Source organism: Thiocapsa sp. (assembly GCF_018399035.1).
Classification (GTDB): domain Bacteria; phylum Pseudomonadota; class Gammaproteobacteria; order Chromatiales; family Chromatiaceae; genus Thiocapsa.
In genome coordinates, this window is sequence record NZ_CP073760.1 from 3,697,886 (window position 1) to 3,722,793 (window position 24,908).

General features: G+C 62.8%; 24 protein-coding genes. 15 read left to right on the forward strand and 9 right to left on the reverse strand.

Features of this window, described 5'->3' with window-relative positions; all coding sequences use genetic code 11:
• Positions 1-86: 86 nt before the first annotated feature.
• From glyQ to KFB96_RS16860, 4 genes are read left to right on the forward strand one after another with little or no spacing between them, the layout of a single operon-like run.
• Positions 87-992, forward strand: a complete 906-nt coding sequence (glyQ, locus tag KFB96_RS16845; RefSeq protein ID WP_213457209.1) for a glycine--tRNA ligase subunit alpha — start codon at positions 87-89, stop codon at positions 990-992.
• 12 nt (positions 993-1,004) lie between these two features.
• Positions 1,005-3,095, forward strand: coding sequence for a glycine--tRNA ligase subunit beta (gene glyS, locus KFB96_RS16850; protein ID WP_213457207.1), 2,091 nt, complete (start codon positions 1,005-1,007; stop codon positions 3,093-3,095).
• Positions 3,096-3,148: 53 nt separating this feature from the next.
• Positions 3,149-3,694, forward strand: coding sequence for a D-glycero-beta-D-manno-heptose 1,7-bisphosphate 7-phosphatase (gmhB, locus tag KFB96_RS16855; protein WP_213457206.1), 546 nt, complete (start codon positions 3,149-3,151; stop codon positions 3,692-3,694).
• On the forward strand, positions 3,687-4,463 hold the full coding sequence (locus KFB96_RS16860; protein WP_213457204.1) for a 1-acyl-sn-glycerol-3-phosphate acyltransferase: 777 nt from the start codon (positions 3,687-3,689) through the stop codon (positions 4,461-4,463). The genes gmhB and KFB96_RS16860 overlap by 8 nt, the downstream gene beginning before the upstream one ends.
• On the opposite strand, the gene gyrB is transcribed toward KFB96_RS16860, so the two are convergent.
• The 5 genes from gyrB to dnaA form a co-directional block, all read right to left on the reverse strand.
• Positions 4,460-6,865 (reverse strand): DNA topoisomerase (ATP-hydrolyzing) subunit B, encoded by a 2,406-nt coding sequence (gene gyrB / locus KFB96_RS16865; RefSeq protein ID WP_213457202.1) that lies wholly within the window; start codon positions 6,863-6,865, stop codon positions 4,460-4,462. The genes KFB96_RS16860 and gyrB overlap by 4 nt on opposite strands.
• A 262-nt stretch (positions 6,866-7,127) precedes the next feature.
• A complete protein-coding gene (locus KFB96_RS16870; RefSeq protein ID WP_213501449.1) occupies positions 7,128-7,892 on the reverse strand; it encodes a hypothetical protein in 765 nt (254 codons plus the stop codon).
• Positions 7,892-8,221, reverse strand: a complete 330-nt coding sequence (locus KFB96_RS27615; protein WP_367114976.1) for an AAA family ATPase — start codon at positions 8,219-8,221, stop codon at positions 7,892-7,894. The genes KFB96_RS16870 and KFB96_RS27615 overlap by 1 nt, the downstream gene beginning before the upstream one ends.
• A gap of 12 nt (positions 8,222-8,233) precedes the next feature.
• The gene (gene dnaN, locus KFB96_RS16880; protein WP_213457198.1) at positions 8,234-9,334 is read right to left on the reverse strand and encodes a DNA polymerase III subunit beta; all 1,101 of its coding nucleotides are present in this window, start codon (positions 9,332-9,334) and stop codon (positions 8,234-8,236) included.
• A 191-nt stretch (positions 9,335-9,525) separates the two neighbouring features.
• Positions 9,526-10,869 (reverse strand): chromosomal replication initiator protein DnaA, encoded by a 1,344-nt coding sequence (gene dnaA / locus KFB96_RS16885; protein ID WP_213457196.1) that lies wholly within the window; start codon positions 10,867-10,869, stop codon positions 9,526-9,528.
• A 283-nt stretch (positions 10,870-11,152) separates the two neighbouring features.
• Between dnaA and rpmH the strand changes: the two genes are divergently transcribed.
• The 11 genes from rpmH (at position 11,153) to KFB96_RS16940 (ending at position 19,966) form a co-directional block, all read left to right on the forward strand.
• Positions 11,153-11,287 (forward strand): 50S ribosomal protein L34, encoded by a 135-nt coding sequence (gene rpmH / locus KFB96_RS16890; protein ID WP_213457194.1) that lies wholly within the window; start codon positions 11,153-11,155, stop codon positions 11,285-11,287.
• Positions 11,284-11,682: a ribonuclease P protein component gene (gene rnpA / locus KFB96_RS16895; protein ID WP_213458197.1), complete on the forward strand. Its 399-nt coding sequence runs from the start codon at positions 11,284-11,286 to the stop codon at positions 11,680-11,682. The genes rpmH and rnpA overlap by 4 nt, the downstream gene beginning before the upstream one ends.
• Positions 11,667-11,903, forward strand: a complete 237-nt coding sequence (gene yidD / locus KFB96_RS16900; RefSeq protein WP_213457193.1) for a membrane protein insertion efficiency factor YidD — start codon at positions 11,667-11,669, stop codon at positions 11,901-11,903. The genes rnpA and yidD overlap by 16 nt, the downstream gene beginning before the upstream one ends.
• The gene (gene yidC / locus KFB96_RS16905) at positions 11,896-13,575 is read left to right on the forward strand and encodes a membrane protein insertase YidC (RefSeq protein WP_213457191.1); all 1,680 of its coding nucleotides are present in this window, start codon (positions 11,896-11,898) and stop codon (positions 13,573-13,575) included. The genes yidD and yidC overlap by 8 nt, the downstream gene beginning before the upstream one ends.
• A gap of 19 nt (positions 13,576-13,594) precedes the next feature.
• Positions 13,595-14,932, forward strand: a complete 1,338-nt coding sequence (gene mnmE / locus KFB96_RS16910) for a tRNA uridine-5-carboxymethylaminomethyl(34) synthesis GTPase MnmE (RefSeq protein ID WP_213457189.1) — start codon at positions 13,595-13,597, stop codon at positions 14,930-14,932.
• A 368-nt stretch (positions 14,933-15,300) separates the two neighbouring features.
• Positions 15,301-15,531, forward strand: coding sequence for a hypothetical protein (locus KFB96_RS16915; RefSeq protein WP_213457187.1), 231 nt, complete (start codon positions 15,301-15,303; stop codon positions 15,529-15,531).
• Positions 15,528-15,980 carry a type II toxin-antitoxin system VapC family toxin gene (locus KFB96_RS16920; RefSeq protein ID WP_213457185.1) on the forward strand — a complete coding sequence of 151 codons (453 nt, stop codon included), beginning with the start codon at positions 15,528-15,530 and terminating at the stop codon, positions 15,978-15,980. Before KFB96_RS16915 ends, KFB96_RS16920 begins: the two co-directional genes overlap by 4 nt.
• A 347-nt stretch (positions 15,981-16,327) precedes the next feature.
• Positions 16,328-16,504: a hypothetical protein gene (locus KFB96_RS16925; protein ID WP_213457183.1), complete on the forward strand. Its 177-nt coding sequence runs from the start codon at positions 16,328-16,330 to the stop codon at positions 16,502-16,504.
• Positions 16,505-16,531: 27 nt separating this feature from the next.
• Positions 16,532-16,693 (forward strand): hypothetical protein, encoded by a 162-nt coding sequence (locus tag KFB96_RS16930; protein WP_213457181.1) that lies wholly within the window; start codon positions 16,532-16,534, stop codon positions 16,691-16,693.
• Positions 16,694-16,836: 143 nt separating this feature from the next.
• Positions 16,837-18,249, forward strand: a complete 1,413-nt coding sequence (gene mgtE, locus KFB96_RS16935) for a magnesium transporter (RefSeq protein WP_213457179.1) — start codon at positions 16,837-16,839, stop codon at positions 18,247-18,249.
• A gap of 133 nt (positions 18,250-18,382) precedes the next feature.
• Positions 18,383-19,966, forward strand: a complete 1,584-nt coding sequence (locus KFB96_RS16940; protein WP_213457177.1) for a choice-of-anchor I family protein — start codon at positions 18,383-18,385, stop codon at positions 19,964-19,966.
• A gap of 139 nt (positions 19,967-20,105) precedes the next feature.
• Here the strand turns inward: KFB96_RS16940 and KFB96_RS16945 are convergent, their stop codons facing one another.
• The 4 genes from KFB96_RS16945 to KFB96_RS16960 all read right to left on the reverse strand — a co-directional run bounded on the left by KFB96_RS16945 (position 20,106) and on the right by KFB96_RS16960 (position 24,794).
• Entirely contained in the window at positions 20,106-20,519 is a 414-nt protein-coding gene (locus KFB96_RS16945) for a universal stress protein (RefSeq protein WP_213501451.1), read from the reverse strand.
• Between the two features lie 20 nt (positions 20,520-20,539).
• A complete protein-coding gene (locus tag KFB96_RS16950; protein WP_213457174.1) occupies positions 20,540-21,904 on the reverse strand; it encodes a hemolysin family protein in 1,365 nt (454 codons plus the stop codon).
• A 201-nt stretch (positions 21,905-22,105) separates the two neighbouring features.
• Positions 22,106-23,458, reverse strand: a complete 1,353-nt coding sequence (locus KFB96_RS16955) for a hemolysin family protein (protein WP_213457172.1) — start codon at positions 23,456-23,458, stop codon at positions 22,106-22,108.
• Positions 23,451-24,794: a hemolysin family protein gene (locus KFB96_RS16960; RefSeq protein ID WP_213457170.1), complete on the reverse strand. Its 1,344-nt coding sequence runs from the start codon at positions 24,792-24,794 to the stop codon at positions 23,451-23,453. Before KFB96_RS16960 ends, KFB96_RS16955 begins: the two co-directional genes overlap by 8 nt.
• Between the last annotated feature and the right edge of the window lie 114 nt (positions 24,795-24,908).

The following is a 24,908-nucleotide window of genomic DNA, read 5'->3' on the forward strand; positions in this document are numbered from 1 at the left end:
GGCGATCGCTGTAACTTTGGCGCGGTCTCGCCGATCGGCGCTATACTGCTGGATTTTCGTCAACACTGGGCCGAAGGAGTACGATCTTGAGTCTCGATCGCGAGGATGTCTCGACCTTTCAGGGCCTCGTTTTTGCCCTCGAGCGTTACTGGGCCGAGCAGGGATGCGTCATCCTTCAGCCACTCGACATGGAGGTGGGTGCGGGAACTTTCCATCCGGCGACCTTTCTGCGATCCATCGGGCCCGAGCCGTGGCGCAGCGCCTACGTCCAGCCTTCGCGTCGTCCGACCGACGGGCGTTACGGGGAGAATCCGAATCGCCTCCAGCATTATTACCAATACCAGGTCGTGCTGAAACCTTCGCCGCTCGAGATTCAGGATCTCTACCTCGACTCGCTGCGCCGACTCGGGATCGATCCGCTGGTGCATGATATCCGATTTGTCGAAGACAACTGGGAATCGCCGACCTTGGGTGCCTGGGGGTTGGGCTGGGAGGTTTGGCTCAACGGGATGGAGGTGACCCAGTTCACCTATTTCCAGCAGGTAGGAGGACTCGATTGTCGGCCGGTGACCGGCGAGATCACCTATGGCCTGGAACGTATCGCCATGTACCTGCAAGGTGTGGAGAGTGTCTACGACCTGATTTGGAGTCAGACCCCGGCGGGCGTCGTCACCTACGGCGATGTGTATCATCAGAACGAAGTCGAGCAGTCCGCCTACAACTTCGAGCACGCCGACATCGACGCCTTGTTCAAACAATTCGACACCTGCGAGGCGGTGAGCGCCGCCATGGTCGAGAAGGGGCTCCCGCTGCCGGCCTACGAGCAAGTCTTGAAGGCCTCCCACACCTTCAACCTCCTCGATGCGCGCGGTGCGATCTCGGTCACCGAGCGGCAGCGGTTCATCCTGCGGGTACGCACCCTTTCGCGCGCCGTCGCCCAGGCTTACTTCGACCGCCGGGAGGCCCTCGGCTTCCCGATGCTGACCCGCTAACGGGAGACGACTGTGGACGCAACCAGTAACCTTCTGGTCGAGATCGGAACCGAAGAGCTCCCTCCGACCGCTTTGCTCGCACTCTCGAACGCCTTTGTCGCGTGTTTTCGCGAGCAGCTCGACGGCGCCGGCATCGGTTTCGAGACGATCGAGCCCTTCGCCTCGCCACGTCGACTCGCCCTTTTGGTGCGGGGCATTCAGACCCGGCAGCCCGATCGGGAGATCCTGCGGCGGGGACCTGCCGTGCAGTCCGCATTCGCATCCGACGGCCAGCCGACCAAGGCCGCTTTGGGTTTTGCCGGGTCTTGCGGTGTGCCGGTCGATGCACTCGCTCGCGAGGTCACGAACAAGGGCGAATGGCTGGCATTCCGAAGCACGGTGTCCGGCGCGCTCACGACCTCGCTGGTGCCGGAGTTGACCGACGCCGCTCTGGCCCGGCTTCCCATCCCCAAACGGATGCGTTGGGGCGAGGGCTCGGAAGAGTTCGTGCGTCCGGTCCACTGGGTCTGCTTGGTCCTGGGGACCGAAGCGATACCGGGGCGCATTCTGGGCACCGAGGCCGGTCGCCGCACGCACGGACATCGCTTCCATCACCCCGAGCCGATCAACGTCCCCGAAGCGACGGAGTACGCCGAGCTGCTGCGGTCATGCGGTTCGGTCGAGCCGGATTTCAAGCGGAGGCGCGATCTGGTCCGCAGCCAGGTCGAGGCGCTGGCTGCGGCGAATGGTTTGCGCGCGCGGGTCGATGACGCGCTGCTCGACGAGGTCACGGCCTTGGTGGAATGGCCAAGCGCGATTCTGGGCCACTTCGATGCCGCCTATCTCGCCATTCCCCCCGAGGTGCTGATCGAGACGATGCGCTCGAACCAGAAATACTTCCCGGTCGAGGACACTTCGGGGGCCTTGCAGGCATCCTTCATCACGGTGGCCAACATCGAGAGCCGAGATCCGGATCAGGTCCGTGCCGGCAACGAGCGCGTGATCCGTCCTCGTTTCGCGGATGCGGCCTTTTTTTGGGCCCAGGATCTCAAGCAGCCGTTGGAAGGGTACGCCGAACGGCTCAAGACCGTCGTCTTCCAGGATCGGCTCGGCACTGTCGCCGAGAAGAGCGACCGAGTGGCACGCCTGGCACATGATCTGGCGTCCTCGCTCGGGGTCGATCCGGATCTCGCTGCCCGCGCCGCACGGCTCTCGCGCTGCGACCTGGTCACCTCGATGGTCTACGAGTTTCCCGGCCTTCAGGGGACGATGGGGCGCTATTACGCCGAGCACGCGAACGAGGATCCCTGTGTCTGTGCTGCGATGGAAGAGCAGTATCTGCCGAGGTTCGCAGGCGATGTCCTTCCGGCGGGCCCGTGCGGAAGGGTCCTGGCGATCGCCGATCGGATCGATACCCTGGTCGGGATCTTCGGCATCGGCTTGCGTCCCACAGGGGCCAAGGACCCTTACGGTCTAAGACGCGCATCGATCGGCGTGCTGCGTATCCTCATCGAGACCCCCTTGGAGCTCGATCTGCGCGCGTTGATTGCTGCGGCGGCATCCGCCTATCCGGCGGGGCTCTTGAGCACGGATGTCGAGGCTGCAGCCCTGGCGTATGTGATCGATCGTCTGCGTGGCTACTACCACGAGCGTGGTGTCTCAGCAGATACGATCGAGGCGGTGCTCCACACGGGCGTCACGCTACCGACCGATCTCGATGCCCGTCTGGCGGCCGTTACGGCCTTCCGATCCATGAGCGGCTCCGCATCCCTTGCAGCGGCAAACAAGCGAATCCGCAATCTCTTGAGCAAGTCAGGGATCGACATCGGTTTCGGCTCGGTGTGTCCGGAAACCAACGGGCAACTGCTCGAAGAGCCGGCCGAGATCCGTCTTGCCGCTCGGGTCGACGAGCTCTCCTCGCGGGTCGTGCCCCTCGCCCACTCCCGTGACTATGTCGGTGTTTTGAGTCTTCTATCCGACCTCGAAACCGATCTCGAAGCCTTTTTCGACCAGGTGATGGTCATGGTGGAGGAGCCGGATATCCGCGAGAACCGCATCCGACTGCTCCGTTCCCTGGCGGGATTGTTCCTGCTGGTTGCGGATATTTCCCGTCTCCAAGAATGATCGATGCGTGAGCTCAACAGGCGGTTGCATCTGGATGTACGAGGGCTGCGGTGATGGTTGATCGGGTCGTGATTCTGGATCGTGACGGCGTCATCAACGAGGACTCGGAGCATTTCGTCAAATCCATCGACGAGTGGATCCCTTTGCCGGGCAGCATCGATGCGATCGTGCGCCTCTCCCACGCAGGTTATCGGGTCGCCGTCGCGACGAATCAGTCCGGGTTGGCGCGCGGTCTGCTGACACCGGCTGACCTCGATGCCATGCACCGCAAACTTCGGGATCTGTTGTCCGAGCAGGGAGGACGCATCGAGATGATCGTCTATTGTCCGCATGGACCCGATGACGGCTGCGGCTGCCGCAAACCCAAGCCCGGTATGCTCGAGGAGATCGGGAGGCGACTCTCGGTCAATCTCGCAGGCGTGCCCTTTGTCGGCGACTCGCTCGGCGACATCGTGGCGGCGAGGGCTGCCGGGGCCGATCCCTGGATGGTTCGCACGGGAAAAGGGGAGAACACGCTGGCGAGCGGATCCCCTGACCTTGCCGGAGTTCCCGTCTATGCCGACCTCGCGTCCGTCGCCGATGCACTGCTCCATGGATAGACCGACATTCCGGGAGAGGCTGAATGCGGGCCTGCTGCGTGGAGTCACCCTGACCCGTTCGCTGCTGTACCAGGTCGTTCTGGTCGGCTCGGCCCTCGTGTACTCCACACTTCTTCTCGTCGTCGGTCCGATGGCATCGGACGAACGTCTCGATCGTCTGGCGCAAAGCTGGGCAAAGCTCAATTTAGCGGCACTGAAATGGATCTGCGGACTGCGCTGCCGCGTCAGTGGACTGGACAGGTTACCTGTCGAGAACGCTATTGTTCTGAGCAAGCATCAGTCGGCATGGGACATCCTCGCGCTGAGGGCAGTGCTGCCGATTCGCCAGAGCTGGGTCTTGAAACAGGAGTTGATGCGCATCCCGGTCTTCGGGGCCGGTTTAAAACGCCTGCACTGCATTCCGATCGACCGCGCCGCGGGCCGTCGAGCCATCGTGGAATTGGTGCGCGAAGGTCTGCGAAACCTGCAGAGCGGGCGCTGGGTGATCGTCTTCCCGGAAGGCACGCGCACAGCGCCGGGTTGTCGCCACCCGTACGCCATCGGCGGGGCCGTTCTGGCCGAGCGCAGCGGCAGGCCCGTCGTGCCGATCGCGCACAACGCCGGTTCCTTCTGGGGACGGCGGAGCATCAGCAAGACACCCGGGACGATCGACCTGGTCATCGGGCCGACCATCCCGACCGCGGGGCGGAGCGCTGCCGAGATCAATGCGGCGGTGGAAGAGTGGATCGAATCGACCGTTGCTGCATTGCCCGGATCGGACGCGGCTTAGACGTCCAGATTCTCGACGTTGAGCGCATTGCGCTCGATGAATTCCCGCCTCGGCTCGACGTGATCGCCCATCAGGGTGGTGAAGATCTGGTCGGCACCCACGGCATCCTCGATGGTCACCCGCAACAGGCGCCGAGTCTCCGGATTCATCGTGGTATCCCAGAGCTGATCGGGATTCATCTCGCCAAGTCCTTTGTAGCGCTGAATGCTGTGCCCGCGTTGCGCCTCGGCGAGCAGCCAGCGGATCCCTTCGCCCAGCTCGGTGATTTCCTTGCGGCGCTCGCCGCGTGCGATGTAGGCGCCCGGCTCGATCAGGCCAGCGACCTTTCGGCCGTAGTCCAGGATCTTCGCGTAGTCCCCCGTGTGGAAGAAATCCAACGGGATGATGCGGCTCTCCGGAATCCCATGGATCAAACGAACCAACTCCAGCACTCCCGGACGCAGCGATGTCGGATCGGTGAGACGGAGCTGGTAGTGCAAAGATAGCGACTCGAGCTGATTCAGGCGCCGCTCCATGTTGTTGCGCCAATCGGAAAAAGCCTCGACGTCTGCGAGCAGGACATCGTCGAGCGGTGGCGCCTTGGCCAGCTCGTCGAGAAAGACCGCGTCGTAGCGTGTCGAAAGGCGTTTGATGATCCCGACGAAAACCTGATAATCCCGCGCGAGTGTTTCGAGCGCGGTGCGGGCCAAGGGTACCGTGTCGGCATTGACGTGGAGGTCGGCACCATCCAGCGCAGCCTGGAGCATCGCGCGATTCAGTGCCGCGTCGTCGAGCAGGTACTCCTCCTGCTTCCCCTTCTTGATCTTGTAGAGCGGCGGCTGCGCGATGAAGATATGGCCGCGTTCCACGAGCTCCGGCATCTGACGATAAAAGAAGGTCAACAGAAGCGTTCGAATATGGGCGCCATCGACGTCGGCGTCCGTCATGATGATGATTCGGTGGTAGCGAAGATTGTTCGGGTTGTACTCTTCTCGCCCGATCCCGCATCCCAGCGCAGTGATGAGCGTCCCGACCTCGGCAGAGGACAACATCTTGTCGAAACGGGCCTTCTCGACGTTAAGAATCTTTCCCTTGAGCGGAAGAATCGCCTGAAAGGCCCGATCACGCCCTTGTTTGGCCGATCCGCCCGCGGAATCACCCTCGACCAGATACAGCTCCGAGTTGGCCGGATCCTTTTCCTGGCAGTCGGCAAGCTTGCCCGGCAGCCCTGCAACATCGAGCACGCCCTTGCGCCGAGTCATCTCGCGCGCCTTACGGGCCGCCTCGCGGGCACGCGCGGCCTCGAGCATCTTGTTGGCGATCGCTTTCGCCTCTGCCGGCTGCTCCTCGAGAAAGATGTTCAACTGCTCGACGACGAGTGATTCGACGATCGCCTTCACCTCGGAGGAGACCAGCTTGTCTTTCGTCTGGGACGAGAACTTCGGATCCGGCGCCTTCACGGACAGGACCGCGGTCAAGCCCTCGCGCGCATCGTCGCCGACCGGCCGGATCTTCTGGTTGCGGTCGAGACCTTCGCGCTCGATATAGCCGTTCAAGGTCCGGGTCAGTCCGGCACGCAGTCCGGCCAGGTGGGTGCCGCCGTCCTTCTGCGGGATGGTGTTGGTGTAGCAGAAGATCGTCTCTTGATAGCCGTTGTTCCACTGAATCGCCAACTCGACCGTGACGGATTGGCGCTCGGCCGTGAAATGAATCACGCTCGGGTGGATCGGCTCTTTGTTTTGGTTCAGGTGCTCGACAAAGGCCCGGATGCCGCCCTGATACTCGAAGATGTCTTCTCGGCCGTTCGCCTCTTCGAACAACTCGATACGCACACCTGAGTTGAGGAACGAAAGCTCGCGAAGGCGCTTGGCGAGGATGTCGTAATGGAACTCGATGTGGGTAAAGGTCTGGTCCGACGGATAGAAGCGGATCTCCGTTCCCGTTGCCTCGGTGTCGCCGACGAGCTTGAGCGGGTACTGAGGTTCTCCGAGGTGGTACTCCTGCTGGTAGAGGCGCCCGCCCCTGGATATCTTCAAAAAAAGTCGTTCGGACAGTGCGTTGACGACCGACACGCCGACGCCGTGGAGTCCTCCCGAGACCTTGTAGGAGTTGTCGTCGAATTTCCCCCCGGCATGGAGGACCGTGAGGATCACCTCGGCTGCAGACCGTTGTTCCTCGGAATGGATATCCACCGGGATACCGCGCCCGTTGTCCGTCACGGAAACCGAGCCGTCATCGTGCAGGATGACACGGATGTTGTCGCAATGGCCTGCAAGGGCTTCATCGATGGAGTTGTCGACGACTTCGAAGACCATGTGGTGGAGGCCGGTACCGTCGTCCGTATCGCCGATGTACATGCCCGGCCGCTTACGGACCGCGTCGAGTCCACGAAGGACTTTGATGCTTGTTGAATCGTAGGTCATGTGGTCTGGTCGAAATGCTGGATCGGTGGGAGGGCTCGCAAACGCTGGCTGCGCGACCGTTGACTGATTGCCGCAGCACGCCTTTTGGGACGCGTGGTGCGCACCGCTGTCGGGGATGTCGGCGCCGGGGCAAGGCTGCCGCCTGAACTCCGCCATTATACGGGAACGGGCGCCGAAGCGCCTTAGGGGCGGCGGATATGGGGGTGGACGGTGATGCCGTCAAAACGGAGGACGGCGTCGTTGCAGTAATATCGGCGAGTGCTCAAGGCTTGAGAGTGCCATGTTCCACGTGGAACATGGTGTCCGGCATCGTGGATCCCTCGTCGATGCCCCCGGGCTCGGTGCTCAACCGGGAGATGAGCTGCTGGGCGTCAGGTTCTCCGAGCACGCGCCAGAGACGATCAGCAGTGCCTTTGTCGAGCTCGGCATCAACGTCGTCGAGGAGCCAGAGCGACGGCGCGAGCCCCGTCATCCGGTGGACACGTTCTGCCGCGAGTTGAAGCAGGCAGACGGCGACCTTTGCCTGACCACGGGAAAGTCTCGATGGAGAGCCTTCGCGGCTGATTTTGATATCGGCTCGGTGTGCGCCCGCGAGGGTCTGACCGCGTTGGATCTCCGTGCTCCGACCCCGCTCCAGGACATCCAACAACCCGGTGTCCTTCGGCCAACCCCGGTCGAAAAACAAGTCGCAGCCATCGAGAAACGCAAAGTCCTCTGCGAGGGATCTGAACTGACTCCGCCAGCGCTCGTGGAAGTCCTCGCGTTTCGCGGTTATTTGGTCGGAAAGGTCGACGAATGCAGGATTCCAAGCCGACACGCGTGCCCCGCCTTGCCGAAGCGCTGCATTTCGCTGGGCGAGGACACGCCTTAGGTCGGCCCGCAGCCGACCAAGCTGATGTTCCACGTGGAACACATTCCAGTCCAAAAGCCCGCGTCTGAGTGTCGGCTCCCCTTCCAAGAGGATCTGAGGATTCTCCCCGACAAGCTTGACCCGGAGCGGGCTGTCGCTCGGCGGGAGCGAACCCATCACGACGCTGTTGTAGCGCCTCGAACTCCCCGGCCGCTTCGCTCGAAGACGAGAATCGAGTCGCTCGGTGAGTCCACCTCACGGAACCGCCCTTCGATGAGCGTTCGACACTCACCGTCGGTCGTGAGGGATCCCGCCTTACGCCCCCGAAAGCTCCGGCCTCGAGCCAAAAGATAAACCGCTTCAAGAAGCGTCGTCTTCCCGGCACCGTTGGCGCCGGTCAACAGGATCCGGTGCGATTTCTCACGCAGGTCGAGATCCACGCTCCGGAGGTTTCTTAGATTCCTGATCCGCAGCGTCAAAAGCCGTGGACCCTTCAAACCGTCCATCGACTCCGAGAATCACAACCGCATCGGCATGACGACATAGGTCTCGTCCTCCGCCCCGAGGCCACGCCAAACCGAGCTGCTCCCCGCATCGCTGAATCGAACCTCGATCTCCGTACCCTCCACCGCAGCCAAGACGTCGGACAGATAGGCAACATTGAAACCGATCGCGACAGGCTCGCCGTTGTAGTCCAGCTCGATCTCCTCCTCCGCCTCCTCCTGCTCGGGATTGTGAGCTTGCAGCCGTAAGACACCCTCCTCGAACGCCAAACGAACACCTCGATACTTTTCGTTCGACAGGATCGATGTCCGTGCCAAGGCGCGCTTCAGGGCATCGTTGCTGACCCTGGCGACCTTTCCGAGCTCGCGCGGAATGACCCGCTCGTATTCCGGGTAACGTCCGTCGACCAACTTCGAGGTCATCACCATGCCCCCGACCGCAATCCGAATGCTCCTCGAACCGACCGAAACCGTGACCTCCTCGTCGGTGGATGCCAGTTGCCGACGAAGCTCGAGGATTGTTTTGCTCGGAACGATGACCTGAACGCGCTCCGGCAAGTCCAAAACCAGGCTCCGATGAAACTTCGCTAATCGATGCCCGTCGGTGCCAACGGCCGTGACCCCCGAGCTCTCCCACTCGAGCAGTAGCCCGTTCAGGTAATAGCGCACGTCCTGTTGCGCCATCGCGAACGAGGTTTTATCGAGAATCTGACGCAGGATTCCCTCGGGAACCTTCACCTGAACACCGTCGATGTCGGCGTCCATCAGCGGGAAGTCCGCCGCCGGGAGGGCCCCGAGCGTAAACCGACCACGTCCCGCAGTGACCAGGCAACGCTCGTTGTTCAGTCGAAACCGGATCTCCGTCCCTTCAGTCAGATTTCGGCAAATATCCATCAGCTTTCTGGCCGGGAGGGTGGTCTCACCCTCACCCGGCACCGAGGCGGTACAGCTCGTCCTGACCTCGACCTCCAGATCCGTTCCACAAATGTCGAGGCGGTCTTCACGTGCAGACAACAACAGGTTCCCGAGGATCGGGAGCGTTTGGCGTCGTTCCACCACACCGACGACTTTACTAAGCACAGGCAACAAGCGTTCACGGTTGACGACAAGCTCCATCGTGATCTCCTAAATCTTAAGTAATTTAAAAAACCTGTAATAATAAGGGCTGTGCATGAGTGCATGAGGGTCCACATTTGCCCGTGGATCAAGCACAACGGCATGCTCGACCGAAGGCACAACCTCTGGGCAGTTTGTGTATAAGTTCCGACTCAAACGGCCTTCGATTTCTGTCAACATGCTATCCACAGCTATGAGGTCAGAGTTCTCAACAGGTTCTTGTAGTCCTCTTCGATAGAGGCGTCGCTGTCGCGAAGATTCTTGATAGTCCGGGTCGCGTGCAGGACGGTGGTATGGTCACGTCCTCCGAAGGCCCGTCCGATCTCGGGAAGACTGTGCTTTGTCAGCTCCTTCGCGAGCGCCATGGCGACCTGGCGCGGTCGAGCGATCGAGCGACTGCGTTTCGCCGAGATCATGTCGGAGGTTCTGAGCTTGTAGTACTCGGCCACGGTTTTCTGGATGTTCTCGATACTGACCTGTTTGTCCTGTGCGGCCAGCATGTCTCGAAGGGCATGTTTTGCCAGCTCCATGCTGATGGGTTTGCCGGTGAACTGAGCGTTGGCGACCAGCCGTCGGAGCGCACCTTCGAGCTCGCGGATGTTCGAGCGAATCCGCCGCCCGACGAAAAAGGCAACATCCTCCGGCAGATCCACACCCCAGAGGCTCGCTTTGCTGTGCAGAATCGCCACACTTGTCTCGAGGTCCGGCGGTTCGATGGAGACCGTCAGTCCCCAACCGAACCGGGATTTGAGCCGTTCTTCGAGGCCCACGACTTCCTTCGGAAAACGGTCGCTGGAGAGGACAATCTGCTGGCGCGAGTCGAACAGTGCGTTGAAGGTATGAAAAAACTCCTCTTGCGATCGTTCCTTCCCCGCAAAGAACTGAACATCGTCGATCAGCAGGGCGTTGACCGAGCGATAGGTCTTTTTGAACTCGTCGATCCGGTTGTGCTGGAGAGCCTTGATCATCTCGGCTACGAACCGCTCCGAGTGCAGATAGACGACCCGAGCGTTCGGGTTGGTCGCGAGAACGATGTTGCCGACGGCATGCATCAGATGCGTTTTGCCGAGCCCAACGCCGCCGTAGATGAAGAGCGGGTTGTATGCCGTACCCGGGTTCTGTCCGATCTGGATCGATGCGGCTCGAGCGAGCTGGTTGGATTTACCCTCGACGAAGCTGTCGAACGTGAAATCCGCGTTCAAGTGGGCACTCGCCCGTCGGGCGGCAAGCTCGCCGTCTGCATCCACGGGAACTGCAGCGGTGGTGATCCGTGCTGCCGTGCCGTTCGAGGTGGAGTCCAAACCCCCGACCTCGAAGCTCAGCCTCCCGATGGCGCCGTCGCTGTAGGCGCGGCACAGGTCAAGCAGCCTCCCCTCGTAATGCTGGCGCGTCCAATCCAGGACGAACCGGTTCGGTGCAAACAACCGCAACCGACCCTCGTCCACCCGCGCCTGCAAGGGCAGGATCCAGGTGTTGAACTCAGCCGAGGTCAACTCCCCTTTCAATTGTCTGACACACTGTTCCCATACTCCCACGGTGGACTCCCAAAAACCCGCTTGCTGATGTCGAGCAGGACCGTCGATCGCTCCGGCGGTCCTGATGGCTCCGAGGATCGGCCGGGAGGTTTCCCTCTCCGGCCTGTCGCCGGTCCGGTGTCGCGGCAGTCTAGCCTTCCGGACGAGACTTATCCACAACCGGCGGCTCCGAGCCCAGAACCCTATCGGCATTGACTTTCAGGCGGAAATTGCTTATGTTTCCGCGCCTTTTAAGGCGGGGCTCAATCGAGTCCCGGACGACGAGACTTCCGGAGCACCGAGCATGAAACGCACCTTCCAACCCAGCCGCATCAAGCGCGCGCGAACCCATGGTTTTCGCGCTCGCAGCGCGACCAAGAACGGCCGAAAGGTCATCAATGCACGCCGCGCCAAGGGTCGCGTGCGCCTGATCCCCTGAACCGCGCGGAGGATCGCGCCGAGCCGCCAGCGGAGCCGGATCAGACCTTTCCGCGGACCTGTCGACTCACCCTTTCCCGACAGTTTCGTGACGTCTTCGCCGAACCGCGGCGCCGCAGCGGCGCCGGCTTTCTCGTGTTGTACCGCGAGAATCAATTGGAGCATCCACGACTCGGACTTGCGATCGCGAAGAAGTGCGCGCGCCGCGCCGTCGACCGCGCCCGTTTAAAACGGATTGTTCGCGAAAGTTTCCGGCTCAATCGCTCGCGCCTCGGCGGCTGGGATATCGTTGTGCTGTGCGCGTCCGGCGCACCGGCTATGCCGAATCAGCGCTTGTTCGCCACCCTCGCCCGCGCCTGGGATACCATCGAGAAACAACCATGCGTCGAATCTTGATCGCCCTGATCCGCGCCTATCAGTACGGCATCAGTCCGCTCCTCGGGCCGCATTGCCGATTCCATCCCTCCTGCTCGTACTACGCCGTCGAGGCGATCGAGCGCCACGGATTCCTGCACGGCGGCTACCTGGCGATGCGCCGGGTGTCCCGCTGTCACCCCTGGCACGAAGGCGGCTTCGATCCAGTTCCAACCGAAAGGCAGACCAGCTCTCATGGATAACCAGCGTTTAATCCTGTTTTTCGCCCTGGCCGCCGTGGTGTTTCTTCTCTACTCGGCCTGGATGGAAGACTACGGGCGCCCGGTTCAGCCGCAGGTAGCGCAGGAGCGCGGTCTGACGGTCGATGCTCCCTTCCCCTCCGCGGCGCCGGATGTCCCGCAGGTCGCGACCACCCCGGATGCCATTACCGCCGGAATGTCTGCCGTCGAGGCATCGACGTCACCGACGGAGACCCCGGTTCGGGTCGAGACCGACGTCTTCCACATCGAGATCTCCCCGCGCGGCGGAACCCTCTCCGCGGCGTGGCTGTTGGACTACGCAACTGTCGCCGAGCATCCGGACGAGCCCTTCCAGCTGCTCAAGCCCGTCCCCCCGAACATGTTCATTGCCCAGTCGGGGCTGCTGGGCGAAGACCCGGCATTGCTGCCGACACATGAGGCGATCTTCGAGGCTTCTCAGTCCCTCTATCGGCTTGGGCCGGACGAGAACACCCTCGATGTCGAATTGCTTTGGGTCAGCGACACCGGCGTCGAGGTTCGCAAACGCTACAGCTTCGAGCGCGGCAGCTACGTCGTGCGCACCAGCCAGTCGGTCACCAACACGACCGACGCGCCTCTTGTCGCGCGCCAGTACAACCAGCTACAGCGCACGGATCTCTACGATCCGAACGAATCGCGCTTCATCCACACCTTCACCGGTGCTGTCTATTACAGCCCCGAGGACAAGTACAAGAAGGTGTCGTTCGACGACATGCGCAAAGGCAAGCTCGACCGCAGCGTTGCCGATGGTTGGATCGCGATGATGCAGCACTACTTCCTGGCGGCTTGGATCCCGCCGGCTGGCGTGCTGGAGACCTTTTATACGAACGTCCTCGCCGATTCGCGCTACATCATCGGTAAGTATTCACCCGCGGTCAGCATCGCGCCCGGTGCCACTCACGTCTTCGAGAACGAGTTCTTCGTGGGCCCGAAGCTACAAGACAAACTGGCAAGCGTGGCCCCGGGGCTGGAACTGGCGGTCGACTACGGATGGCTCACCGTCATCGCACAGCCCATCTTCTGGTTGCTCAGCAAGATCTACTGGGTGGTCGGAAACTGGGGTTGGTCGATCATCTTCCTGACGATTCTGATCAAGCTCGCCTTCTACAAGCTTTCCGAAACCAGCTACAAGTCGATGGCCAACATGCGTCAGTTGACGCCGCGCCTGCAAGCCTTGAAGGATCGCTACGGCGACGACAAGCAACGCCTGAATCAGGCGATGATGGAGATGTACAAGACCGAGAAGATCAACCCGCTCGGCGGCTGTCTGCCGATTCTGATCCAGATCCCGGTCTTCATCGCACTCTACTGGGTCCTGCTCGAGAGCGTGGAAATGCGCTATGCGCCCTTCATCCTCTGGCTCGACAATCTCTCGGCGCCCGACCCCTACTTCATCCTCCCGCTGATCATGGGTGTGTCCATGTTCGTGCAAATGAAGCTGAATCCGCCGCCGCCGGATCCGATGCAGGCGAAGATCATGATGGCCCTGCCGTTCGTCTTCACGGTCTTCTTCGCCTTTTTCCCGTCGGGCCTGGTGCTCTACTGGACCGTCAACAACCTCCTGTCCATCGCGCAGCAATGGCACATCACCCGCACGATCGAGAAGCAGGCGGCCGCGGCCAAACGCAAGAAGTAGACTGCACCGGTCGAGCGCGATGGTGACAGACACCATTGCAGCCGTAGCCACCCCGCCCGGATTCGGCGGGGTGGGCATCGTGCGGGTCAGCGGAAGCGGTGCAACCCACATCGCGACCTCTGTCCTCGGCGGTCTTCCTGCTGCGCGATCCGCGACCTTTGCAACCTTCCGCGACGCTGCCGGCGGCTTCATCGATCAAGGCATCGTCCTTTACTTTCCTGCTCCCGCATCCTTCACCGGCGAGGATGTCCTCGAGCTTCAGGGTCACGGCGGCCCGGTGGTATTGGATCTCCTGGTCCAGCGCTGCCTGGAGCTCGGCGCCCGCCCCGCCCGCCCCGGAGAGTTCTCCGAACGCGCCTTTCTCAACGGGAAGATCGATCTCGCGCAGGCCGAGGCCATCGCGGATCTGATCGAAAGCTCGACCGCGCTCTCCGCCCGGCTCGCCGGACGCAGCCTGCAAGGTGTCTTCTCCCGAAAAGTCGACGACCTCATCGAGCGCCTCATCCGCATGAGGACCTACATCGAGGCCACGCTCGACTTTCCCGATGAAGAGCTCGATCTCTCGGCCGATCTCGGCGTCTCCGACGATCTCCGGATCCTCATCGATCTCACAACCGAGGTGATGGACGTCGCACACCTGGGTCAGGTGATCCGCGATGGTCTCGCGGTCGTTATCGCGGGTCTTCCGAATTCCGGAAAATCAAGTTTACTTAATGCGTTATCTGGGCAAGATGCCGCCATCGTCACACCGATCCCAGGCACCACGCGCGATCTGCTGAAGCTCGACATCCAGGTCGACGGATTGCCCATTCGGATCGTCGATACCGCTGGGCTTCGTCACAGCGAAGACCTCGTGGAGCGCGAGGGCGTGCGGCGAGCCCGGGCGCAGATCGACCAAGCCGACCTGGTCCTCTGGGTCTACGATGCCGTCGAGGGTCCGGATCCGCTGATCCGCGAGAGCTTCCCCGAACGGGTCCCGGTCACCAGCATTCGCAACAAGATCGACCTCTGCGGCCTGTCGTCCGGATCGAGCCAGGTGGAGACGGGTACGGAGATCGCCCTATCCGCCAAGACCGGAGAGGGGCTCGATCTGTTGCGGTCCCACCTGAGGGACCGAGCAGGTCTCGGCGCCCTGACCGAAGGCGCTTTCGTCGCGCGCCGACGCCACCTCGACGCCCTGCACCGCGGGCTCGCCCATTTGCGATCGGCCCAAGACGCACTCGCGCAGTCAGCAGGCGCAGAGCTTGTGGCCGAGGATCTGCTTCAGGCCCAGCATGCCCTCGGCGAGATCACCGGCCGCTTCACCTCGGAAGACCTGCTCGGGCGGATCTTCTCGAGCTTTTGTATCGGAAAGTAGCGCCTACTCGCGTCCGATCCTGGTACAGATAATTCGCTTCCCGGGCCGCTTACCCATACCGCCGTGGGCGTGCGATGCCGAGCGACCCGCTTGCTTGCGGGAGCCTTGGGAACGGTTCAGAAACAACCGAAACAACTTGTTTCTGGAGCGTCACTTAGCCAATGATGATGTCCAGGGGGACCGCAGGAGCCTCAGCGCGCTCCCGCCGGTGGATAGGGAATCGCTCGGCGGTTGTGTTTGAGGGCCCCTTGCAGGCGATGGCTGTGGTGAAGTCTCTACGCATACCGGCCTGCGGGTGCCGCGATCGGGAGAGATCACGGCCGCACTTTAAACTGGCTGAACAGGGTCACCCATCGAGGAGCCGATTCATGAACATCGAGGCAGACGTCGCGGAAGACGGCACTGTGACGATTCAAGTCCCGAAGCGATATCGCGGCAAGCGCGTCCGCGTCAGCATTCAAGAAGCCGACGAGCAGGCAGCCTCTGCGCAATGGAGCAAATTGTCCGAGGTCTTGGACGGACTCGATCAGCTCGGCACGCACAGTCGCAGCCATCATCAAATCATCGACGATCTCAAAAGATTTCGCGAGGGATCATGAAACTCGCTTACGTCGACGCCTGCGTCTGGATCGGTCTGGTCGAGGGACTCACCACCTATCAACCCAAGATCCGGGCTGCATTGAAGAACCTGGCCTTGGACAATTGGGTGCTCTGCACATCCGACGCGGTGCGATTGGAGGTGTTGATCGGTCCCTTGAGAAAGAAGCAAGCACCCTTGGCGATGGCCTACCGTGCCATCCTGGAGACGACGCCTGTACTGAAAACACCCAAGTCTGTGTTCACCGATGCCCTATCGATCGCGGAAAGCGAGCGCATTAAGGCGATGGATGCGGTGCATATCGCGATCGCAAATCACTATGGCTGCGGCAGGTTCGTCACGACCGACCCGCACTTCCTTTCGCTCTCGCTATTGACACCGCTCTGGATCGATCTGGCGAACACGGAGGATGTCCATGATGGCCCCATCGATGTGTCGATCGGGCGGTAACGCTTCGCTGATCGAGCGCGAACGCCTCGACGCTACCATTACCGGTGGTCGTGTCATTCACTCCGCGCAGCCAGCATTGCCTCGTGCAGGCACCTAAACCGCGCCCAGTGCGGTATGCGATGTTTTTGGATGGGATCGGCCCCGGCGGATTTCAGAGTCGCTGGAGCCGGCGCGGTTTAAAGTATTAAAAAATATAAAATTTTAAACCGCGTTCCCCGCTAAGGGTCGTGGATTCACCAAACTTCGAGCTCACTCGAAAGTTAGCATCTCGCTCTGGACGCGGTTTAAAGGTACAGGTTCTACCTGCTGTCGATGAGATCGACATCGCGCAGGACAAGACGGTCCCGGTGGTCGCCAACCCGCACCCGGGCGGTCTTCACCCGGATCTGCAAACCCTGTACGACAACATCGACTTCAAGAACCGCGTGTGCTTCCTCACCGGCCAGCGCAGCGCCGACAGCCTGCTCAACGCGGCCAAGGAGCTCAAAGCGATTCGCCACATCATCGACGAGCTCAAATCCTAAGGCACCCCGGACAACGACCCTCAGCTCGTGCAGGCCCGCGACCTGCTCGACCGTATCCAGAACCAGTTCGGCAGCGCGTTGCGCGAGACCTTCTCCACGCTCTATTACCCGAGCGCGCAGCGTCTCATGTGGGCCGACTTCCCGATGGAGTTCACGGCCTGGCAGGACACCTTCAAGCAAGCAGCGTGACAGGTTGGGTGACCGCATCAGTTTGGATCGCACCCTGATAACCCGGTCGGATTTGATTTGATCCGCCGGTGTTGCCACACTTCAGCGGGTTTCGAGCCTCGAAACGCCGACCAGCCATCCGACCCCCCGGAACCGCCTCAGCCATGACAGAGACCACCGAAGCGCCACGGCTGCGTTGGACGCGCGGCCGGCCCGGCGAGACCCTGGACGTGAACCGCCCCCTGGTCAAGGCCATCGGGCGCTTGATCAAGGCGGGGGAGCGCGAGGAGATTCGCCGTCTGCTGCGAACCTGGCACCCGCAAGACATCGTCGAGCTACTCGTACAGCTTCCCCTGAAGCGCGCGCGCAAACTGTTTTTGGTCTTGCCGCCCGGCCCCGCCGCAAAGGTGATCGCCGGGCTCAACAACGATTTTCGCAGCGCCCTGCTCGAAGACGCCACGATCGAGCGCCTCGCCGAGATCCTCGACGGTCGGGACGCCGAGGACGTGGTTCATGTCCTGACCGAGCTTCCCGACGAGGTTCAGGCGCGGCTGATCCCGCACCTGCGCGAGGCCGATGCGATCCGCGAGCTCAAGGCGTATCAGGAGGATTCGGCCGGCAGCATCATGACCCGCAAGCTGGTCGCGGTGCCGCCGGACTGGAGCGTGGGGCAGGTCGTGGCCGAGGTGCGTCGTCGCGCCGATCTGATCAAAAAACTCTCGGCGGTCTATGTCGTGGATGCGGACCGCAAGCTCCTGGGCTATCTGAAGTTGCGAGATCTGCTGCTGCGCCCGAGCGACATCCCGGTGGCACAGGTCATGCGCACCGATCTCGTCGCGGTCAGCTCGGAAATGGATCAGGAAGAGGTCGTGCGCGTGACCACGGAGAACGACCTCATCACGGTGCCCGTGGTGGATGCCGAAGGTCGGCTGCTCGGGCGCATCACCGCCGACGAGCTGCAGCGCGTGGTCCGCGACGAGGCCGAGGAGGACGTGCGTCTGCTCAGCGGTGTCTCGCCCGACGCACGGCCCGACGACCCGGTGCTCGGCATCGTGAAGAACCGCTTGCCTTGGTTGCTCGCGGGTCTGGTCGGTGCGCTCGTCTCGGGCAGCGTCATCAGCTCCTACGAGGCGGAGATCGCCGCCGCGGCCATCCTCGCGAGCTTCATCCCGATCGTGATGTCGATGGCCGGCAATGCCGGTATTCAAGCCGCGACGGTCGCCATCCAGGGCCTCGCGGCCGGCACCCTCTGGATCGGCGATCTGCCCTGGCGTCTCGTCAAGGAGATGCTCGCGGCCTTGCTGAACGGGTCGATCGCTGCGCTGATCCTCGCCGTGATCGTGCTCGTCGTGGGGCCCTTGGTGGGTGTTGCGGATCCACTCCGCTTAGCGTTGACCGCAGGCGTGGCCTTGACCGTCGTGACACTGCTTGCCGTGACCATGGGCGCGGCCGTTCCGCTGATCCTCCACTACTTCAAGATCGATCCGGCGATGGCCACGGGCATCTTCATCACCACCGGCAACGATATCATTGCGGTCCTGGTGTTCTTCCTGGTGGCGTCGCTGCTTTACCTCTGAGCGCCTCCCGCGGTGATGGGGTCCGGCTTGCGGCATGCAGCCGCATATCGCTGAATCGTCATCGCAGTGTCGCCGAACGGTCATGCCTGATCCCGATAATCGGGGGTTTTAACCCAACGAGGATCTCCGTCTCATGTCGTTTACGACCGTCTCTCGACTCACCGCAGGCTGCGCTCTGGCGCTCGGTATCGGCGCTCCGGCCCTAGCGGGTCCGGATGCATTTCTGCCTAAGATCGCCATCGCGCCGCTCGGCACCTATGCAACCGGCGTGTTCGCCGAATCCGCGGCCGAGATCGTGGCCCACGATCCCAGGACGCAGCGCCTGTTCGTTGTCAATGCGCAGAGCCTCAGCGTCGATGTACTCGACATCCGCACCCCCTCGGCTCCGCAGCTCTTGTTCAGCGTGAACCTCGGCGGGATCGTCAACAGCGTGTCTGTCCACAAGGGGCTGATCGTCGCCGCGGTCGAAGCGGACCCCAAAACGGATCCGGGCAAGGCGGTCTTCTTCAACGCCGACGGTAAGATCCTCGCGTCCGTCGAGGTGGGTGCGCTGCCGGACATGGCGACCTTCACCCCGGACGGCAAGCGGGTGCTGGTGGCCAACGAAGGCGAGCCGAGCGACGATTACGAGGTCGATCCGGAGGGCTCGGTCAGCATCATCGAGCTGCCGCGAAACATTCGTAGACTTTCGCAGCATGACGTACGCACGGCCGATTTCAAAAAATTCAACGACGCGACGCTGGATCCGAGCGTGCGGGTGTTCGGTCCGAACGCGACCGTGGCACAGGACTTCGAGCCCGAATACATCACGGTCGCCAAGGATTCCAAGACCGCCTGGGTGGCGCTGCAGGAGAACAACGCCATCGCCGTCCTGGATATCGAGGCCGGTACATTCAGCGCCGTCCATGGCCTCGGCTTCAAAGATCACAGCCTGGCGGGCAACGAGCTGGATGCGAGCGATCGCGACGGGGCCATCAACATCGTCAACTGGCCGATTCTGGGGATGTATCTGCCGGACGCGATCGCGAGCTACGAGCATCGCGGACAGACCTACATCGTGACCGCCAACGAGGGTGACGCGCGCGACTATGATGGCTTCAGCGAGGAAGCGCGCGTCAAGAATATCGATCTGAATCCAGCGGTCTTTCCCGATGCGGCCCTCCTTCAGGCGGACGAGAATCTCGGCCGATTGACCGTCACGACGGCCCTGGGTGTCGATCCGAAGACGGGGCTGCACGATGAGATCTACGCCTTCGGTGCCCGCTCCTTCTCAATCTGGACCGCCGACATGGAGCAGGTCTACGACAGCGGCGCGGATTTCGAGCGCATCACAGCGGATGCCTATCCGGAGTTCTTCAACTCGAACCACGAGGAGAACAGTTTCGACAACCGCAGCGACAACAAGGGACCCGAGCCCGAGGGCGTGGCCGTGGCCAAGCTCTGGGGGCGTACCTATGCCTTCATCGGCCTGGAGCGCATCGGCGGCGTCATGGTTTACGACGTCACCAACCCCTATGCACCGAGCTTCGTTCAGTACCTCAACAACCGCGATTTCAGTGCCGAGCCGGGCACGCCTGAGGCGGGCGATCTGGGCGCCGAGGGTCTGACGGTGATCGAGGGGTGGAAGAGTCCGATTCGCGGGGTGCCCTTGTTGGTCGTTGCCAACGAGGTGAGCGGCACGACCACACTGTTCCGCATCGAGCGGGTCCGCCGGTAAGACCTCGGGTCTTCTGCCCCGGCGTTAAGGGCTGCGGTGATCGTCGCAAGCGACGATCACCGCATGCATTCGCGTAGCAGGGTTCCGCGCCCTGCTCGCGATCCTCGTGGATCGGGGTGGGTGGGTCGGAATCCTGTCCTCAGGCGTCCAGCGTCACCGGCGTGACGAACCCGGGCGGCTTGATGGCCAACACCGAGCAATCGACCTGCTGCAGGATTGTTTCCGCGGTGTTGCCCATCAGCAGGCCGGGGATGCCGGTGCGGCCGACGGTCCCCATGGACGCAACGTACTTCTCCGGCGTGTTGACCGTGGTCCCGCGCATGATGGCTTCGCCGACCGCGTCCCGGGCATAGGCGACATGCAGCTCCGCGCATTCTGACCGTGCCAGCGCGCTCGCGACCTCCAGGATCCGGCAATTCATGGCATGACGCGTCTCCTCGCCGGGTCGGTTGCTGTCGCCGACATCGACGGCCGCCAGGATTCGCCTGAAGGAACGCGATCCCCCGCACTTGATGAGCCACACCGGACAGGGGCACTTGCGCAAAAGGTTCATCTCGTCGGTTCCGTCATGAATCATGGGATCGGCAACCCGCCGTCGGCTTCCGTCTCGGTCGACGACCGCCCCCCGTCCGGCCCAGCAGGCGGCTCGACCGCAGACTCGGGCAGCGGAGTCGCCAAGACCTTGTCGATGCGCCTGCCGTCGAGGTCGACGACCTCCAAGCGCCAGCCTTCCCAGGTGGAGATGTCGCCCGTGCTCGGCAAGCGGCCGAGCAGCCACATCATCATTCCCGAGAGCGTGTGATAGCGGCCTTTCTCTTCCTCGGGAACACGCTTGATCCCCAACCGGTCCTTCAACTCGAGGATCGGAATCAAACCATCGAGCAGCCAGGAGCCGTCCTCGCGCTGCACGGCCCAGGATTCCTCCGTGCTGTGGGGGAGAAGCTCGCCGGTGACCGACTCGATCACGTCGCTTAAGGTCACCAGACCCTCGACCCCGCCGTATTCGTCGACGACGAAGACCATCTGACTACCCGAGCTGCGGAACTGGTCCAGCAGCTCCATCCCCGTGAGCGACTCCGGGACATAGACCGGCGCCATCAAATCCTTTTGCAGATCGACCTGCTCGCCTTTGAGCGTTTGGTTGAAGAGCTGCTTGGAGGTCACGATGCCGATCATGTCGTCCAGGCCGCCCTCGCACACCGGGAAGCGCGAGTGAAATGACTCGGCGATGAGCGCAAGGTTCTCTTCCAGCGGGCGATTCACATCAAGCCAGACGACCTCCGAGCGGGGCACCATGAGCGAGCCGATCTGGCGATCGTCCAGTCGGAAGACGTTGCGCACCATGTCGTGCTCGGTCTTCTCGATGACGCCCGCGTCCGATCCTTCTTCCAACATGGCGTGGATCTCTTCCTCGGTGACGGTCGGCCCCGGGGTCTCGCGTTGACCGATCAGCCTCAGCAGCAGCGCGGTCGAGCCTGCGAGCAAGTGGACGAAGGGACGCGAGGCGATCGACAACAGGTACATGGGTCGTGCCACCAAGCGGGCGATGCGTTCCGGGTTGATTTGGCCGATGCGCTTGGGCACGAGCTCGCCGACGACGATCGCGAAATAGGTGATCATGACCACGACCAGGATCGTCGAGCCGATCTCGCTCGGGCCCTGCTCCATGCCGAGCCCCTGCAGCCAGAGCGCAAGTGGCTCGGCGAGTGCCGCCTCGCCGAAGATACCGCTGAGGATGCCGATCGAGGTGATGCCGATCTGGATGGTCGACAAGAACCGGTTCGGCTCTTCGCCGAGTCGCACCGCGATGGCGGCGGCGCGATCGCCGTCTTCCGCGAGTCGGGCGAGGCGTGCCCGTCGCGCGGTGACGAGCGCGATCTCGGACATGGCGAACAGGCCGTTGAGAAGAATCAGGGCGACAAGAACTAGAATGTCCATGGTCTCTGCTGGAGGTCAAGGATCGGCGCGGACGCCCCCGCCGATCGGTCCGAGTGAGGATGTCATGATGAACAGGGAGTGCGCGCTCGGCATAGGTCGGCGTCGAGCTCGCAGGCAGCCCTGCAGGGAGGTCATGACCGAAACACCGACCGCATCGACTGGTGCGCCCGACCGGCGCGATGCAGAGATCGGCACTGCGGATCAGCGCGCATCCTCTGCCTCGGCATCCCGATCGGCGTTGGTCACCGGCACCTCCAACGTCAGGGTGGCCTGGCGGACACCGCGGCCGAAGAGACCGCTGACCTCGAAGTGCAGGCCGTTCCACCGGACCGCATCCCCGAGTACGGGCGGGCGGCCCAGCTCGCTCAGGATCAGCCCGGAGACCGTGTCGATCTCGGGGTGCTCGAGCTCGCGCCCGATCAGGTCGCCCAAGGTGTCCAGACGCACCGTTCCTTGGACCTGATAGCCCGCGGTGCCCACCGGCAAGACATCCGGGACGTCCTCGACACCCTCCTCGATATCCCCGACGGCCTCGGCGCAGATGTCTTCCATCGTGAGGATGCCCGCGGTCCCGCCGTGCTCGTCCATCACGACGATCATCTGGTTGTGCACCCGGTCCATTGCGGCAAGGACATCGTCCAAGGTCGCGGTTTCGGGCAAGTAGGCGGTCTCTCGGACCACTGCAGGATCAAGTCCCGAGCCGGCGCGCAGCAGCGCCATCAGATCCTTGATGTGGATGGTCCCGATGATCTGATCAAGACTGCCCTCGTAGACCGGATAACGGGTGTGCCGATGCCGATGCAGGATCTCGCGGAGCATGGCGTCGGTTGCGCCGACCGGGATCCCGCTCGCGCGCACCCGCGGTACCATCGCCTGTACGGCGGCAATCTCGCTGAAGTCGGCAAGCTCGAGGAAGATCCGGCCGCTCTCCTCGCTCAAGAGGCCGCTTTCCTGGCTCTCGCGGGCGAGCGACTCCAGCTCGTCCTGGCCCAGATAATGGCCCGCGCTGCGCCCGCGTTTGAAGCCGACCAGACCAAGCAAGAGGTTGCCGGTCAGATTGAGCACGCGCACCAGGGGATAGAGGATCAAGCCGATCACCAGCATGGGCGGGGTGACCCACACGGCGACCGTCATGGGCCGGGTCAGCGCAAGCGCCTTGGGGACCATCTCGCCCAAGACGATATGCAGATAGGTGATCGCGGCGATGGCCAACACCGACGCGAGCCCGTGCGCCGTCAAGAATGCACCCGGGGCGGCGAATCCCGCGAGCAGAAGCCATTCCTCGAAGTACCCGGCCAGGGTGTGCTCGCCGTACATCCCCAGACCCAGGCTCGCGAAGGTGATGCCGAGCTGCGCCGTGGCGACATAGCGATCCAGTCGCGCCGGGTTGTCGAGGATGCGGGCGATGCGCCGCGCCAGGGCGTCTCCGGCCTCCGCACGCGCGGCCATCGCGGCGCGCGAGGTGCCGATGATGGCGAACTCGGCGGCGACAAAGAGTCCGTTGAGGGCCACCAGGGCCATGACGACGAACAGGACGATCCAAAGCTCATGCATGGGCGTCTCCCGATGCGCCGCCGTCGACCCGAACCATGACGGATGCGATCGCCGGACCGTCCATCTCCTCGATCTCGAACGCGAGACCGATCACCTCGAGCCTGTCGCCCGCCTCAGGGATGTTCCCGAGCTGCTCGAGCAACCAGCCGGCGAGGGTCTCGGCTTGACTGTCGTGCCAGACGGACGGGTCGGTGTAGGGGCTGGCCCAATCGATCGCCTCGTCGAGCGGGAGGCGTCCGGGCAGGCGCCAACGCGTGTCGTCGAGCTGCTCCGGGTCGAGCTCGCTGTTGGATTTGAACTCGTCGGACAGCTCGCCGATCAGCTCGCGCACGATGTCCTCCAGGCTGATGAGGCCCTCGACGTCGCCGTACTCGCTCACCACCAGCGCGATGCGGGCGCGTCGATCGCGCATCTGTCCCAGCACCCGATCCAGGGTCAAGCGGTTCGGCAGCGCCAGGAGCGGGCGGACCAGGGGCTGCAGCGCGAGGATCTCGCGCCCGCCGGCGGTCGCGATCGCCAGATCCTTCACATGGATGAAGCCACGCACGTTGTCGAGCCCGCCCCGGTGGACGACCAAGCGGGTGTAGGGCGAGGCGTCGATCTCGGCCAAGAGCTCATCGAGCGGTGCAGCCAGATCCAGACTCGCGATTTGTCGCCGCGGCACCATGAACTGGCGCACCGTGTGGCGGCTGAGACGCAGCACCTCGCGTAGACGCTTGCTCGCCTTGGCCTCCAGCATCCCGCCCTCGTTGCTTTCGCGAATCAGCAGCTCGATCTCGTCCGGAGAATGGACATGTCGGTGGCTGACCTCCGGGTCGATGCCGAACCGCCTCAGAATCAGGTTGCCGCTCCCGTTGAGCAGTCCGATGAAGGGGTAGAACAAGACCAAGGACCAGCGCATCGGCAGGTAGGTGTACATGGCCGTCCCGACCGGGTACTGGAGCGCCACTGTCTTGGGGATCAGCTCTCCGAGCACGACCTGGGTCGAGGTCAGCACCACCAGCACGATGGTCGCCGACGAGGCGTAGGCGCCCACCGTCTCCATCCCCCAGTCCGAGACCAGGAGTGCGCCGAGCGCAAGCGCGATCGTCGCCTGTCCGAAGGCGCCGAGGATCAGGCTGGAGAGTGTGATCCCGATCTGGCAGGTGGCGATGTAGCGATCCAGGCGTGTCGTGTCCTTGACGATGGGCAAGAGCGCTGCGGCGAGTCGATGACCCTGCCGGGCAAAATGCTCGACGCGACTGGCCCGCGCTCCAACGATCGCAAACTCGGCCGCGACATAGAGCGCATTGATCAGGATCAGAATGCCGACGACGAGAAACATCCAGGTGCTCATCGAGCGGCTCCCGCAAGGTCGGGACGCCGGGTGGAACGGCGATGCACGGGATCGGCCGGGTGCTGTGGGACGGGGATTAAGCCCGGACTGTCGGGGTCCGTGGAGTCGGCATCG